Origin of the sequence: Micromonospora sp. NPDC007230, assembly GCF_042869115.1 — a bacterium.
Lineage (GTDB): Bacteria > Actinomycetota > Actinomycetes > Mycobacteriales > Micromonosporaceae > Micromonospora.
Genome location: NZ_JBIAFE010000004.1, coordinates 188,884 through 203,781 on the forward strand (window position 1 = coordinate 188,884; position 14,898 = coordinate 203,781).

Sequence of the window (14,898 nt, forward strand, 5' to 3'; positions counted from 1 at the left end):
CGCTGCACTCCTCGCGCTCACGCCGAACCCTCCGCCATCGGCACCCGGACGCCGGTGCGCGCGGCGACCTCGCGGGCGTCGTCGTAGCCGGCGTCGACGTGCCGGATGACGCCCATGGCCGGGTCGTTGGTGAGCACCCGTTCGATCTTCTGCCCGGCCAGCGCGCTGCCGTCGGCGACGCAGACCTGGCCGGCGTGGATGGACCGGCCGATGCCCACCCCGCCGCCGTGGTGGATCGACACCCAGGACGCCCCGCTGGCCGTGTTGACCAGCGCGTTGAGCAGCGGCCAGTCGGCGATCGCGTCGGACCCGTCGGCCATCGCCTCGGTCTCCCGGTAGGGGCTCGCGACGCTGCCGCAGTCCAGGTGGTCCCGGCCGATCACCACCGGCGCGCTCAGCTCGCCTGCGGCGACCATCTCGTTGAACCGCACCCCGGCCTTGTCCCGCTCGCCGTAGCCGAGCCAGCAGATCCGCGCCGGCAGGCCCTGGAAGGCGACCCGCTCGCCGGCCATCCGGATCCACCGGGCGAGGGACTCGTTCTCCGGGAACAGGTCGAGGATGGCCCGGTCGGTGGCCGCGATGTCGGCCGGGTCGCCGGAGAGCGCCGCCCAGCGGAACGGGCCCTTCCCCTCGCAGAACAGCGGCCGGATGTACGCCGGCACGAAGCCGGGGAAGTCGAACGCCCGCTCGTAGCCGCCGAGCTTCGCCTCGCCACGGATCGAGTTGCCGTAGTCGAAGACCTCCGCACCCGCGTCGAGGAAGCCCACCATCGCCTCGACGTGCTTCGCCATCGACGCCCGGGCCCGGTCGGTGAACTCGGCCGGCTTCGCCTTCGCGTAGTCGCGGGCGTCGGCCAGCTCCAACCCCTCCGGCAGGTACGACAGCGGGTCGTGCGCGCTGGTCTGGTCGGTGACGATGTCGATGGCGACGCCCCGGCGCAGCAGCTCCGGGAAGACGGTGGCCGCGTTGCCCACCACACCGACGCTGAGCGCCCGGCGGTCCCGCTTCGCGGCGAGCACCCGCTCGACCGCGTCGTCCAGCGAGTCGGCGATCTCGTCCAGGTAGCGGTCGTGCGCCCGGCGCTCCAGCCGGCTGCGGTCCACGTCCACGATCAGGCAGGCACCACCGTTCATGGTCACCGCCAGGGGCTGCGCGCCGCCCATCCCGCCGCAGCCGGCGGTCAGCGTCAGCGTGCCGGCGAGGCTTCCGTTGAAGCGCTTGGCGGCGACGGCGGCGAACGTCTCGTAGGTGCCCTGGAGGATGCCCTGGGTGCCGATGTAGATCCAGGAGCCGGCCGTCATCTGCCCGTACATGGTCAGGCCGAGCTGCTCCAGCCGGCGGAACTCCGGCCAGGTGGCCCAGTCGCCGACCAGGTTGGAGTTGGCCAGCAGCACCCGGGGCGCCCACTCGTGGGTGCGCATGACGCCAACCGGACGCCCGGACTGCACCAGCATCGTCTCGTCGTCGCGCAGCTCGGTGAGCGTCCGGACCAGCGCGTGGTACGAGGGCCAGTCCCGCGCGGCCTTGCCGGTGCCGCCGTAGACCACCAGGTCCTCGGGGCGCTCGGCCACGTCCGGGTCGAGGTTGTTCATCAGCATCCGCACCGCGGCCTCCTGCGGCCACCCCTTCGCGGTGCGTGCGGTGCCGCGGGCGGCGCGGACGGGCTGGTGCATTTCCTACTCCTCTCAGCCGAGGAACAACTGACGGCGGGCGGCGGACGACTCGAACGCCTCGAGTCGGGCCTGGGTCTCGGCCGGGGTGGCGTCGCAGATCGCCTGGAGCACCACCATGGCCAGGGTCATCGGCGCGGTGTGCAGGTCGAAGACCAGGTCGGTGCCGACGGCGGCGGGGAGCACCACCTCGGCGTGGTCGGTGGCCGGGCTCACCGGGGAGTCGGTGATCGCCACGACGGTCAGCCCGGCGTCCCGGGCCTCGCGCAGCGCGTCCAGGGTCTCCCGGGGGTAGCGGGGCAGCACGAACGCGAGCAGCGCGGTCGCCCCGGCGGCGGCGGCCTGTTCGAGCCGGTCGGCGAGGAGGCTGCCACCGTCGTCGAGGACCCGCACGTCCGGGTGCACCTTCGCGGCGAAGTACGCGAAGTACGCGGCCAGCGGCGCGGCGGCACGCAGCCCGAGCACCGGCAGCGGGCGGCTGGCCGCGAGCAGCTTCCCCACCTCGGCGATCCGGCCGGCGTCGGCGAGCTGGGTGGCGAGCCGGTCGAGGTTGCCCAGCTCGGCGCGGACCGCCCGCTGGAGGGCGTTGCCGGCGTCGGCCGGGTCGGCGGCACCGGTGGTCAGCTCCCGCAGCCGGCGGCGCAGCGCGGGGTAGCCGTCGTGCCCGAGCGCCATGGCGAACCGGGTCACCGACGGCTGGCTGACCCCGGCCAGCTCGGCGACCTCCGCCGCGGACAGGTACGCCGCCGCGCCCGCGTGCTGCACCAGGCAGTGCGCGATCCGGCGCTGGGTGGGGGTGAGCCGTACGCCGTGGAACAGGTCGAGCAGGCGGTCGGTGGGTGCCGCACCGCTTTCATTCATAGCGAGACTCTATGCATAAAAACTTTCAGTGCGCAACCTCGTGCCGTGTCGACGGGGGACCTTCGACTGCATTCACCCGGCGACCGGGGGAAGTGGGCACGTGCGTCCGCTCTGTACTATCCGCACGGCGGGTGAGCAGAGGAGTGGGGCATGCAGCCGGTTGGTCCGTACAGGTTCACCGAGGTGATGGGCGTTTGCCAGGTCGGCAAAGTCTGGTGGGCCGTCGACGGGCAGGACCGGCTGGTGACCGTCGCCGTGCTCGACCCGGCGGTGGCCCAGGATCCGGCCTGGCGGCAGGCGTTCTCCGGCATGGCGGACACCCTGGCCGCGCCCGGCGGTAGCGGACAGCCCTACCTGGCCGCCGACTTCGCGGCTCCGGCGCCCTGGGCCGCGTACATCGCCGGCGCCGGACCGGGGGCTGAGCACCTCTTCTTCGCCCTGGGCCAGGAGATCCGCAGCGAGCAGGCGAACGAGGACGGCACGGTCGCCATGCTCCAGGTGCCCGCGGACCAGTCGCAGCCCGCCCCCTGGGCGCTGCAGGGCGACCCGAGGCAGGCACAGCAGCTCTCGACACCGGCGCAGCCGGTCGCGCCCCAGCAGATGTCGGCCCCGCCGCAGCAGGTGCTTCCCGTGCCGCAGCAGGTGTCGGCGCCGCCACCGCAGGTGCTTCCCGTGCCGCAGCAGGTGTCGGCGCCGCCGCAGCAGGCGTTTCCCGTGCCGCAGCAGGTGTCGGCGCCGCCGCAGCAGGTGCTTCCCGTGCCGCAGCAGGTGTCGGCGCCGCCGCAGCAGGTGTCCCCCGTGCCGCAGCAGGCCCCGTCTCCGCCGCAGCCGGTCCCCTCGGCCCTGCACCCCGTTTCGGCCGCCCCCGGATCGGTTGCCCCCGCGTCGGGCGTGCCGGTGTCAGGTGCCCCCGCGTCGGGCGGGCCGGTGTCGGGTGCCCCCGCCTCGGGTGTGCCCGCGTCGGGTGTGCCCGCGCCGGGCGTTCCGGCCTGGCCGGCAGCCGACGCGACTGTTCAGCTGCCGACCGTGCAGGTCGGTCCGCCCGCCGGGGTTCCGCAGTACGACCCGTTCGCGGCGCCGGGCCGCCGAATCCAGCCCTCCGAGCCGCCGAAGCGGCAGCGGGGCCTCTGGGCCGCGGTCGCCGCGCTGCTCCTGGTGGCCGTCGTCGGTGGCGGAGCGGGCCTCTGGGTCAGCACCGTGGGGGAGCCGGAGGCCGCTCCTACGGTCACCGCCACGGCCACCCCGCCCGCGCCCGGCCTCAAGCCTTGGGCGGAGGCCGCGCCGCGTAGCCAGGAGGAGCGGGCCCTCGCCACCGCGGCGCCCTCGATGGTCTTCCTGGAGACCATCATCACCGGTTACGTCCGCAACAAACAGGATAACCGCCTGCTGCACCCGGAGCCGTTCACCTTCAGCCGCCGTTGCACCGGGGTCGTCGTCAACCACGACGGGCAAGTCCTCACCAACGGCCAGTGCGTGCGGCCCTCCCCGGACATCATGCGCGACCACGCGCTCGACGCCCTGGCCCGGGCCCTCGTCGCCGACGGCAAGTTGAAGGCCGGGGACGTCAGTGGCTACACCCGGGCCCGGAAGTCGAGCACCGTCTTCACCGGTCCCGAGGCCGGCGCGGGCCCCGAGTCCAAGCTGTACGGGCAGTTGAACGTGGCCAGGGGCGACGTCACCGGCAGCCCGGCGATCCCCGGTACCGTCGTCCGGGCCCTCACCCTCGATGAGGGCAACCTGGCGCTGGTCAAGCTCGACCAGGCGAGCCTCCCCGCTGTCGAGCTCAACACCTCCGCCACGGTCGCCCCGGACACCTCGCTGCTGGCTCTCGGCTACGGCACCACCGACACCGACTATCGCTCCGCCACCTACACGGTGCTGTCCAAGCCGGTCAAGGTGACCGAAGTGGACCTTCAGTCGTCGGCCTACCGGATCAGCGAGGACGTCGGGACCTACTCGCGTGGGGGCATCGCACTCGACCTGCAGGGCCGGGTGGTCGGAATGCTCGACAACGACCTGCTCCGGTCCGACAACGCCAACCGCCTCGTGGCGCCGGTGTCCAAGATGACCGAACTGCTCGGCGCAGCCGGCGTCGAGAACAGCCTCGGCGAGCCGGACCGGGCCTACCGCAGTGCTCTCGACGCCTACTTCACCGGCGACAAGGCGAGCGCCGCTTCGCGGTTCGACGACGTCGTGAAGGGCTCGCCCACGAACGCGTTGGCACAGGCGTACCGGGAGGCGGCCATCGTCGAGGGGGGCGGCGAGTCGTCGTCCCGGACCGGCTTGGTGGTGCTGCTGTTCGTCGTCGCCGCCGTCGCGCTCGCGGGCGGGCTCGGCACGCTGGCCTGGTCGCGGCGGCGCCGGGACCCCTGACAGTCGGGCTCCGGCCGCCGCTGCTGCGCACGTCCCGGCTCGGGGAGCTACTTCTTGGCCGCGATATCGCACACGTCGAGCACCCCGCCCACGGCGCTGTCCCAGGTGAGCGACGCGCGGTAGTGCGTCACGGCGCCATGACTCAGCTCGGCGTAGCGATCCGGGCGGACGAGCAGGTCCGTGATCTCGTCGGCGTACTGTGCGGCCGAGGCATCCACCGGGAGGAGGATGCCGCTGTGGCCGTGCCGGACCACATCTGGTACGCCGTCGACGGCGCTGCCCAGCGACGGCAGGGCGTACGCCGCAGCTTCGGCGAACACGATGCCGAAGGGCTCGTTCCGGGTGGGTAGGAGGAACAGGTCGGCGGCCGCGTACAGGCGGTCCAACTGCCCCCGGTCCTCGTCCCGGTCCTTGTGCAGGAACCCGTGGTAGGTGACGTATTCGCGCCGCCACGAGTTGTCCGGCGGCTGGACGCCTACCACGTCGAGCAGGACCGGGACGCCCCGGCGGCGCAACTCGTCCGCGATGAGCACGCACCGGTCGATACCCTTCCGTTCCCACTTCACCCCTACGGTGAGGAGGCGGGGCGGGCCACCCGACGGGACCCTCGGCTTCGCCTCCACACCGATCAGGTTGGCGCCGAAACCGATGCGGTGGACCCGGGACGGGTCGAGGTCATACCGCGAGATCGCGTCCTCGTAGGCGACGGTCGAAGACATGATGACTGCGGCCATCTCGCGCAGCGACTCCCCCTCGATCGGCTCGACCTGTCGCCGGGTTCGACCGGAGAGGTGTTGCCAGTGCGGTGCTTTCTCCATCCGCTGGGCGAAGGTGGCGTCGGTCCAGATCACCGCGGGAACGTCGCCGTCCTCGACGCCCAGCGTGTGCCACCCGAGCAGGAGGAGGACATCGGCGTTCGCCCGCTGCGCCTGCGCCTGCACCTCACGCGTCATGCGGCGGACGAGCCACGGTTCCACTTCCCAGTTCAGCTTGAACCGCGCCCGCTTCGACGCTGCCGCAACGACTTTCCCGGAGCGCACGAGCAGTGGCGCGGGCTCGTCGAGCACCACGTGCTCGGCGTCGAGCGCCCGCATGGTCCGGACGACGTTGGCCGGGATCCCGGACCAGGTGAGGATGTCGTCGGCGCGCCCCTCGGCCGAGCATACGGCGATTCTCATGGCGAGGATTCTGCCGTAGGCCGTCCGGTGGCGCGACGACGCCTCACTCCGGGCCCGCCAGCACGTCCGGGCGAACCGACCGATGTCGCGCGGCGCTCGCCGCCTAGTCCTGCATGCCCTTGAGGACCGGCTCCAGGGCCTCTTCGAGCAGCGGCGCCAGCTTGCGGGCGTACTCCGCCGTCACGTGGTTGGCGTCGCGTCGGACGATGACCCCAGCCACAAAGATCGGGCACCGCCCTGAGGCGCAGAACCAGTCGGTGGTGGCGATGTGCCGCGAGCCCGGGACACTCCAGAGGCGGCGGTCGGCCGTCGCGTACGACCGGTATTCCGCCGAGAGTGCGGAGACGCAGTCCCGGGGTGCGGAGAGCCGGGTGATGCACGTTCTCGGGTCCAGGCCGACCGGTGGTGGCTGGATGCCGACGACATTCCGCGCCCCCGCCAGCCACTCCTCCCTTGCGATACGGGTGGCGCGTTCCCACTCAGGGATCGACGCGTTCCCGCCGGCCCCGACGAACCGCTGGCGGTAGGCGTTGCTCACGATCACCAGTTCGGGTTTGAGTTCCTTGACGAGTCGCCGTACCACCTCCCGGTGACCCGGGCAGGTTCGGGTGATGGTCTCGATCGGGGAGGCGGTGTCCGCGGCGAGGAAGGGGCATCCGGCGTAGGTCAGGTCCTGGACCACCCAGCCCGCCGGCTCCAGGGCCTTTCGCACCAGGGGCAGCCAGGCGGTCGCGATGGAGTCCCCGACCACGAAGGCCAGCCTGCGGGGGCGCGGTGTCGGGACGGCACAGTCGTTGCCGTCCCGGGCCGCCGGCCGGCACCCCCGCCCGTCCCCGTGTGTGAAGCCCAATGTGCCCAGTTCGCCCACGGCGGGCGTCAACACCGGCCAGTCGGTGGCGTCCAGCGCCGTTCGGATCTGCGCCGCCAACTCGTCCTGCGAGGTGACCGCCGTCGCCTCCGCCGTAACCGTCGGCGACGGTGACCGGAGCGCCACCGTGGCGACCGCGGCCACGGTCGCGGCCAGCGCCACGAGGCCGGCGACCCGCCGGACCAGCGCTGCTCCGGTCCGTCGGCGGGGCGCCCCCGCCGGTCGACGCTCCAGCCACGACGACCTGCGGATCGGGTCCTCCACCAGGTGATACGAGAGCACCGAGAGCAGGGCCGTGCCGCCGAGTACGAGCAGCGGTGTGACGTACCCGCCATCGGGCAGCGCGGCACCGACCAGGATGAGCAGGGGAAAGTGCCACAGGTAGAGCGAGTAGGAGACGTCGCCGACGTACCGTGCGGCCGGGTTGGTCAACAGGAACATCAACCGCTGCCCATCCACGCCACCGGCGATGACCAGCGCCGTCGACAGCACCGGCAGGAACGCTCCTGGGACCGGGAAGGGGGTCTGCGCGGTGATGGTGAGAACCGAGACGACCAGACCGATCAGCCCCAGCCACTGGAGTACCGGACGGGCCGGTGCTGGTATGCGGGCCAACCACGGTGCCGCCACGGCCAGCAGCGCGCCGACTCCCAGTTCCCAGGCACGGGAGAAGGCCGAGAAGTAGGCGGTCGTCGGGGAGTTGGCGACCTCCCAGAACGCGAACCCGATCGAGCCGACGACGACCGCTCCCAGGGCCGCGCCCGCCACCTGCCGAGCCCGGCTCCCGTACCGGCCCCGCCACGCGGCCATGCCGAGCACCAGCACGAGCAGCACCGGCCAGACGACGTAGAACTGCTCTTCCACCGCCAGCGACCAGTAGTGCCGGAGCGGTGAGACGGGCCCATCGTTCTGCCAGTAGTCGGTGCCGACGGACGCGAAGCGCCAGTTTGCCGCGAAGAGCCCGGCCCACAGCGCGTCCCACGCCGTCGACCGGACCCGCTCGCCGAGGAACAGCAGCGACGCCGCGAGATACGTGCTCACCAGGACCAGCACCGCCATGGGCAGGATGCGCCGCGCCCGTCGCCGGTAGAAGTCGACGAATGAGACGTAGCCGATTCGCTCGTGTTCCTTGAACAGCAGGCCGGTGATGAGGAAGCCGGAGATGACGAAGAAGACGTCGACGCCGACGAACCCGCCGGCCGGCCAGCGGAAGACGTGGTCGAGGATCACCACCACGACCGCGAAGGCGCGTAGCCCCTGGATGTCCGGGCGGAAGCCCGCATGGCGCGCCCCGGGTCGCGGAGGGATGGCACGGCCAACCGGCCTCGCGAGGGGGACTGACGCCATCGGTTCCTTCCCTGATACCAGCGGATCTGCGGCCGGTGCGGACGCGTTCGGGGACGTCTCGGGATCTTGCCGCTCAGTCTCGCGCGTCGGCCGTGACCCGGCCGGCACCGGTTCCGCCGGTCAGCCGGCGGAGCCGGGCCAGCAGTTCGGGTCGGTCGCCGGCCTCCACCGGTCCCTTGGCCGGGCCGGGATCCGTCGGTACGAACGCGGACGCGGTCGCCATCATCGAGACGAAGATCCAGGTCAGCCCGTCAACGGAGAGCGGATTCCAGACAACCTCGGTGAACGAGTAGATGACGAAGAGCACCACCGGTGCCTTGGCGGACAAGGCCCGGCCGTCGACGACGGCCCCGTGCAGCAGGGCGGCCAACCAGAGGCCCCACAGGGTCAGCGCGATGAAGCCACCAGAGAAGATGGCCAGGACATAACCCGAGTGGAAGAAGTGGTACGGCGCCTCGCCAATGTCGCGGAGGTAGTACCACTTGGAGACCCCTACGCCGGTGCCCTCCGAGCCCGCGATGTAGTCCCGGACGTGGATCCAGATGTTGCCGCGGTTGCTCAGGGTGGTCTTCGACGCGCTCCAGGTCAGGTAGGTCGCCATCCCGATGGCCCCGACGACCAGGGCCACGCAGACCGCGAAGTTGATCTGTGGGTACGGACGCCGTCGCTCGAGCACCAGGGCGCCGACCACCCAGACACCCACCGCGGCGATGGCCAGGTAGCTGGTCCGGGAGCCGGTGGCGACAATGATCAGCAGGCAGAACGACACCGCCGCCAGCCGTTCCGCGCGGCGCAGGGCGCAGACGGCGGCAACCAGCGTGAAGGAGGCCATCAGGGCGATGTAGTTCTCGGACTCGTAGAAGCTCTTGAACAACGCCCCCGCCAGCGAGCATTTCTCCAGCTTCCCGGCGGTGCAGGCACGCCACGCCTGTCCGTCTACGGCGGCCGGTAGCGTCAGCAACGACAGGACGGCCAGCCCGGTGTAGGCCATGGCCCCGAGACTCAGGGTGGTGCGGGCCGCCATCAGCCACACCGCTAGCAGCAGCAGCCCCGCGGCGGCGTACGCCGGCAACCTCGACCCGTACACGCCGGAGCCGGCGACGACGTCGACGCCAAGGCACCAGACGAGCAGCGCCCCGGCCATCCCCAGCGAGATCCGCGGCCAGACCCCGGACGGGCCGCGCAGTTGCCCCCGCCGCGAGACGACCAGCCACGCGAGCAGACCGAGCACCAACAGGCCGATGACCGCGGACGAATTGTCGCCGGCGAGCACGGGCGCGGCGTTCGCGAGCACTGCGAACCCGATGATCGCGACGGCGGCCCCACCGCTGCCGAACGTGGCGGCGACGGACCGCCGCGCGCGGATCAGCCACACAGCCACCGAGATGCCGCCCATGCTCAGCAGCACACCGAAGAGCGTGGTCACGTCAGACCCTTTCCCTGTGACGCCCCGGAGCGGGTGTGCCGGCCGGGTCGCGGCGGACAGCGGCGGCGAGGCATCCCCAGAGCAGTATGGCGAGCAGCGCGTCGCACACCAGGCTGGAGGCGATCGCGCCTTGCCAACCATAGGTTGGGATGAGCCACAGGTTCAGCAGGACGTTGATCACTCCGACGCTGATCTGGCAGACGGTCCGCCGCCCCTGCAAGCGGGCACCCGACAGTGCGTCCGCGGCGAGGTAGTGCAGCGACTTCAGCACCAGCAGCGCGCTCAGCCCCTGCAGCGCCGGGGTGGCCGCCTCGAAGTCGGGCCCGAAGACCAGCGGCATCATCCAGGCGAGCGCAACCAGCAGCAGGCTCACCGGCACGCTGAACGCCAGGAAGCGCGGCAGCAGTCCACGGGCCATCCGCAGCGCTCCCCGCGGACCGTCGCGCCCCGCTTCGAAGAACCGGGGGTAGGCGATGGCGCCCATGGACCGGGCCGGCGTGTACGCGAGGTCGACCACGCGGTAGGCCGCGGCGTAGATGGCGGCGCTCTCCGCGGTGCCGATGCGGGAGAGCATGACCTTGTCGATGTCGTTGTAGATCGACTGGGCCGAGAGCCCGACGGCGAAGAGCATCCCGGTACGTGCCTGGGTGAGCGAGCCCCGGACGCTCAGTGCACCGTGGCCCGCGCCGCGCAGGCCACCGAGGACCACCGGCAGGCACACGACGACGGACAGTACGACAGACGTCGTCGCCCACCCGTGCAGCGTGATGGGCCCGCCCGACATGGCCAGCGCCACGGCGCCGGCTAGCCGGCTGAGGTGGAGGAAGGCGGGAAGGAGGGAGGCCAGCAGGACCCGGCCCCGGACATGGATCGAGGCTCCGACGGCTTCGATGAGCCGCCAGGCGACCAGGTCCGCGAAGGCGAGACAGAGGAGGTCGACGAGCCCGACGTCGGCACCCCAGATGGCGAGGCCCGCAGCCGCCACCAGCACCGTGGCACCGGAGCCGAAAATCGTGGACAGGAACAGGCCGCGGGCCAGATGGCGAGGCCAGTCGGACGGTGAGTCCGCGAAGTTCTGGATGATGAGGCTCGGCGCGCCGGCCGACGCGAACGGTGACACCACCGCCACGAGCGCGGTGACGCCGACGAAGAGGCCGTACTTGTCGATCGACATCTCGCGCGCCAGCAGCACGAACAGCGCGCCCTGGGCGACCGTGCGCAGCAGGGTTCCAGTCAGGAACTTGCCGGACTTGCGCAGGAAACCGTCGCCGCGGCCGGCGGCGGGGCGCACCGGCGCGGCGGCGGGCGGCTCCGCGCCCACCTGGCCGGCAGTGCGGTCGGCGACCGTCATCGGTCCAGCACCTCCACCCACCGGCGGCTCACCGTGGCCGGGTCGAGCGCCTCGCACCGCGCTCGCCAGGCCTTCTCGAAGTCCGCGAGAGTGGGACGCTCATCGCCCGTCATCCGCAGGACCGCCTCGGCCAGCGCGTCTGGCGTCGGCTCCGCGGCCAGCGTGCCGGGCACCAGGGCCGGGATCAGCTCGTCCATCGCGGGCATCGGGAGGGTGGCGACCGGCAGACCGGCCTCGGCCGCCTCGACGAGGCTGAATCCGAAGGTCTCGGCGCGGGAAGGATGCACCAGCAGGTCCGCTTCCGCGAGAAGCCTGGCCACGCCCGGCACCCGGCCCAGGAACGTGGTCCGGTGCGCGATGCCCAGCTCGCGCGCCCGCGCCTCCAGCATCTGCCGCTCCTCACCGTCCCCGGCCAGGGTCAGGTGGTAGTTCTCCGGCAGCCGGGCCAGCGCGGCCAGCGCGGCGGCGTGGTTCTTGTACGGGCGGAACGCGGCGGTCGTGAGCAGGCCGATCCGCGCCCGGTCGGCGATCTCGCGAGGCGGGACGAACCCGGCCAGTGGCATCGGGTTGGTGATCGTGACGACCGATTGCTTCGGTGCGCCCTGCCAGACCGTCCGCGCCACCCCGTCGGAGACCGCGACGACCAGCCGGGGGCGCAGGGCGCCGATCCGGGTCATCCTGGCGAGCGCCCGAACCCGCCGGTCGATCCGAAGCCGCTCGGGAAGCAGGGAATGCTCCCAGGCGACGAAGTCGCGGCCCGTGCTGGCCAGCGCGGCGCTGACGGGAACGGTCGCCCAGAGGCCGCTCGACACGATCTCCACCTCGGCCGGGAGGGCGCGCAACCGCCGGCGCAGCGGCGGGACGGCCTCCACCAGGCGGGTGATTCGGGTGCCCATGCCGAGATGGTCGATGTCGAGGTCCGCAAGGCCCGGCGGGATGGCCCGGGACAGGACGGTCGCGGAGACCGTGACGCCCTGCGCCTGCAGCCCTCGCATCAGCAGCACCGCGGCGCGCTCCATGCCGTAGAGCGGCTCCAGCTGGGGCAGTACGAAGTGCAGGTGCATCAGCTGGATCGGCCCGTCTGTCGGGGGATGGTGGATTCGGTGGCCGTCCGCGACCGCCGCATCGCGATGCGCTCGAGAGTGGCCCGTGGCACCATACCGAGCGCGGCCAGCGCGGCGTTGGGGGCGGAGGGGGCCGAGTTCCGTCGGATCGCCCGTACCATCTCCCGGACACCCTCCCAGTCCCTGGCCTGCAAGGCGTAGCGGAGGGTCTGCGCGGCGATGAAGTCGGAGAAGGTCTCCCGGGCCCACACTCCCTCCCACCGCTGCGCCCACTGCCACGACGTACGCCAGTCCGCGCCGGCCGAGATCGATCCGGGGCTGCCGACGGTGTAGACCGCCGTGGCTTCCGGCACCTGGGTGATCCTGGCACCGGGCAGGCGGGCTGCCCGGATCAGCCAGTCCCAGTCCTGGTGCCGAGGCAGCGTCTCGTCCCAGCGGCATTCGGTGGCCAGCTCGGCCGTCGTGAGCAGCGTCGACGTGGGTATCGACTGGCGGCCGACGCCGAGCCGACGGCGGCGGAAGAGGTAGTCCTCAGGCCGGGCGCCATCGGCGATCAGCGTGTCCGGCGCAGCCGTCGGGAGCGGTTCGCCGCCGGCCTTGCGCTGCAGGATCCGGGACGACACGACGGGTCGCCAGCCTTGGGCGGCGAGCTGTTCCAGCACCGGCACCTGCGCGGCCAGCTTGCCCGGCAGCCAGGCGTCGTCGTCGTCGAGGAACGCCACGTGGCTGCCCGGAGCGGCGTGTGCAACCCCGACATTGCGGGCGTACGAGCCGCGCCGGCCCCCGCCGGTGCACACCACCTCGTCCACCTCGCCGCGCAGCTCACGCACGGTGGCGGGCACCTCGGCGAGGTCGCAGACGACCACGACGTGCACGGACACCCCGCGCTGGGCGCGGGCACTGCGTACCGCCTCGGCGACGCTGGGCCTGCCCGTCGTGGGGATGACGACCGAAACGTCCGGCAAGGCTTTCTCCAGGTGATCAGGGGTGGTTCGGCCGCCGCGGCGGAACCACGTGTCGGGTCGGCCCGGAGTGCGCCTCACGGGCCGGCTGGCGGGGGACGCTCAGCGACCACCGCCGCGGAACACTTCCGCCACCGTGCGCAGCAGCACCTTCATGTCCAGCCACAGGGACCAGTTCTCGATGTAGTAGTTGTCGAACCGGGCGCGGTCGGAGATGGGGGTGTCCCCGCGCAACCCGCTGACCTGCGCCAGGCCGGTGAGCCCCACGGGCACCCGGTGACGCATCGCGTAGGTGGGGTACTCGGCGGAGAACTTCTCCACGAAGAACGGACGCTCGGGGCGCGGCCCGACCACGCTCATGTCGCCGCGCAGGATGTTCCACAGCTGCGGCAGCTCGTCCAGCGAGGTACGGCGCAGGAACCGCCCGATCGGCCCGACCCGCCGGTCGTGCGCGATCGACCAGTTCGTCTGCGACTCGCGCTCGTCCACCGGACGCATCGAGCGGAACTTGATGATGTGGAACGGCTTGCCGTGCCGACCGATCCGTTCCTGCCGGAAGAAGATGCCCGGCCCGCCGTCGATGAGCACCGCGATCGCGCAGAGCAGCAGGATCGGGCTCAGCAGCAGCAGCGCCGTGGAGGCGAACGCGACATCCGAGGCGCGCTTGAGCGCCCACCGCGGCCCGGAGAGCGTGGTGTCGCCGATCTTGACGATCGGGATCGCCCCGATGTGGTCGCCATGGGAACGGGAGCCCCAGAGCCGGGGCACCGCCCACAGGTCGCAACCCGCGGTCGCCGGTCGGCGCAGTACCTCCATCAGCACCGACTCCGGGCAGTCCGGGTCGGCGACGATGAGCACGTCGCACTCGAGCAGTCGGACAAGGTACTCCAGCTCGTCAAGGCCGCCGATGAGCGGGTGGGCGCCTGGACCAGGCCGGGACGGGGTGTCGACGCAGCCGACGAAGCGCAGGCCGTACTGCGGGTAGCGGCGCAGCAGCCGGCCAAGCTCCACGGCCGTCGGCCCGCTGCCGATGACGATCGCGTTGTGCTCCACCCACCGACGCTTGCGGGCGATGATGGCGAACTCCCGGGTGCCCACCCGCCCCACGATGACCAGCCCGGCGGCGATACCGACGCCGCGCGTGAAGCCCAGGACGTACTCCGCCGACTCGTGCCGCAGGGCCGCGATCATCGCGACCACCGCCGCCGAGGCGAGTAGCCGCCCGCAGAGACTCGGCAGCTCGTCCAGGATGCTGACGTGGCGCCGCGCGTGGTAGAGCCCACCGGCGGCGAAGAACACGACCGTCAGACCGGCCATGACCAGGGTTCCGCGCCAGTACTGCTGCGTCAGCAGCAGCGGGGCCAGCAGCGCGGCGACGTCGACCGGCGCCGTCATCATCCACGCCCGCAGCGCCCGGGTACGACGGGAGGCCCGGGACCCGGCATACGGCAGCACCGTCGTGGTGTCCATCCCCGGCCGGCCGGAATCGGGCGCGGGCGGCGCATCGGGCCGCCGGGTTTCCAGGAACGGCGGGGTGGCGCGCGGACTCTCGGCGCCGCCGTTTCCGGCCGCAAGAGAGTGCCCGGCAGCGCCATCCGTGCCGACGATGCGGTCGCCCACCGCCGGTTGCTGTGACATTGTTGGTCCTTCCCCCGTGACGCCCTCGCCTGGCCGTTGCGGCTGACTGGGCGAACGCAGGATACGGCCGGGGTGAGGAGGGCACCTCAGCCGGCAGGACGATCCAACCTCCTACTTTCCGTCGCCCTTGATCATCTTCCGACGAACGGCGTGGCGGCGG

10 protein-coding genes are annotated in these 14,898 nt (G+C 72.1%); 1 reads left to right on the top strand and 9 read right to left on the bottom strand.

Features of this window, described 5'->3' with window-relative positions; translation table 11 throughout:
- Positions 1–17: 17 nt before the first annotated feature.
- On the bottom strand, positions 18–1,673 hold the full coding sequence (hutU, locus tag ACFYML_RS08005; RefSeq protein WP_387419880.1) for a urocanate hydratase: 1,656 nt from the start codon (positions 1,671–1,673) through the stop codon (positions 18–20).
- A 12-nt stretch (positions 1,674–1,685) separates the two neighbouring features.
- Positions 1,686–2,531 (bottom strand): MurR/RpiR family transcriptional regulator, encoded by an 846-nt coding sequence (locus ACFYML_RS08010; RefSeq protein ID WP_073832380.1) that lies wholly within the window; start codon positions 2,529–2,531, stop codon positions 1,686–1,688.
- Between the two features lie 150 nt (positions 2,532–2,681).
- Between ACFYML_RS08010 and ACFYML_RS08015 the strand changes: the two genes are divergently transcribed.
- Positions 2,682–4,904 (top strand): trypsin-like peptidase domain-containing protein, encoded by a 2,223-nt coding sequence (locus tag ACFYML_RS08015; protein WP_387419881.1) that lies wholly within the window; start codon positions 2,682–2,684, stop codon positions 4,902–4,904.
- Positions 4,905–4,951: 47 nt separating this feature from the next.
- On the opposite strand, the gene ACFYML_RS08020 is transcribed toward ACFYML_RS08015, so the two are convergent.
- The 7 genes from ACFYML_RS08020 to ACFYML_RS08050 all read right to left on the bottom strand — a co-directional run bounded on the left by ACFYML_RS08020 (position 4,952) and on the right by ACFYML_RS08050 (position 14,570).
- Positions 4,952–6,082, bottom strand: coding sequence for a glycosyltransferase family 4 protein (locus ACFYML_RS08020; RefSeq protein WP_387419882.1), 1,131 nt, complete (start codon positions 6,080–6,082; stop codon positions 4,952–4,954).
- Positions 6,083–6,185: 103 nt separating this feature from the next.
- Positions 6,186–8,297: an acyltransferase family protein gene (locus tag ACFYML_RS08025; protein WP_387419883.1), complete on the bottom strand. Its 2,112-nt coding sequence runs from the start codon at positions 8,295–8,297 to the stop codon at positions 6,186–6,188.
- A gap of 73 nt (positions 8,298–8,370) precedes the next feature.
- Positions 8,371–9,723 carry an O-antigen ligase family protein gene (locus ACFYML_RS08030; RefSeq protein ID WP_387419884.1) on the bottom strand — a complete coding sequence of 451 codons (1,353 nt, stop codon included), beginning with the start codon at positions 9,721–9,723 and terminating at the stop codon, positions 8,371–8,373.
- Between the two features lies 1 nt (position 9,724).
- Entirely contained in the window at positions 9,725–11,074 is a 1,350-nt protein-coding gene (locus tag ACFYML_RS08035) for a lipopolysaccharide biosynthesis protein (protein WP_387419885.1), read from the bottom strand.
- The gene (locus tag ACFYML_RS08040; RefSeq protein ID WP_387419886.1) at positions 11,071–12,138 is read right to left on the bottom strand and encodes a glycosyltransferase; all 1,068 of its coding nucleotides are present in this window, start codon (positions 12,136–12,138) and stop codon (positions 11,071–11,073) included. The genes ACFYML_RS08035 and ACFYML_RS08040 overlap by 4 nt, the downstream gene beginning before the upstream one ends.
- Positions 12,138–13,103: a glycosyltransferase family 2 protein gene (locus tag ACFYML_RS08045; RefSeq protein WP_387419887.1), complete on the bottom strand. Its 966-nt coding sequence runs from the start codon at positions 13,101–13,103 to the stop codon at positions 12,138–12,140. The genes ACFYML_RS08040 and ACFYML_RS08045 overlap by 1 nt, the downstream gene beginning before the upstream one ends.
- 99 nt (positions 13,104–13,202) lie before the next feature.
- Positions 13,203–14,570: a sugar transferase gene (locus ACFYML_RS08050; protein WP_387420012.1), complete on the bottom strand. Its 1,368-nt coding sequence runs from the start codon at positions 14,568–14,570 to the stop codon at positions 13,203–13,205.
- Positions 14,571–14,898 lie beyond the last annotated feature (328 nt).

Excerpts from the sequence above, each read along its gene's own strand:
- ACFYML_RS08025 (WP_387419883.1), bottom strand. The coding sequence starts at position 8,297 with ATGGCGTCAGTCCCCCTCGCGAGGCCGGTTGGCCGTGCCATCCCTCCG.
- ACFYML_RS08040 (WP_387419886.1), bottom strand. The coding sequence starts at position 12,138 with ATGCACCTGCACTTCGTACTGCCCCAGCTGGAGCCGCTCTACGGCATG.
- ACFYML_RS08020 (WP_387419882.1), bottom strand. The coding sequence starts at position 6,082 with ATGAGAATCGCCGTATGCTCGGCCGAGGGGCGCGCCGACGACATCCTC.
- ACFYML_RS08050 (WP_387420012.1), bottom strand. The coding sequence starts at position 14,570 with ATGGACACCACGACGGTGCTGCCGTATGCCGGGTCCCGGGCCTCCCGT.
- hutU (WP_387419880.1), bottom strand. The coding sequence starts at position 1,673 with ATGCACCAGCCCGTCCGCGCCGCCCGCGGCACCGCACGCACCGCGAAG.
- ACFYML_RS08010 (WP_073832380.1), bottom strand. The coding sequence starts at position 2,531 with ATGAATGAAAGCGGTGCGGCACCCACCGACCGCCTGCTCGACCTGTTC.
- ACFYML_RS08015 (WP_387419881.1), top strand. The coding sequence starts at position 2,682 with ATGCAGCCGGTTGGTCCGTACAGGTTCACCGAGGTGATGGGCGTTTGC.
- ACFYML_RS08035 (WP_387419885.1), bottom strand. The coding sequence starts at position 11,074 with ATGACGGTCGCCGACCGCACTGCCGGCCAGGTGGGCGCGGAGCCGCCC.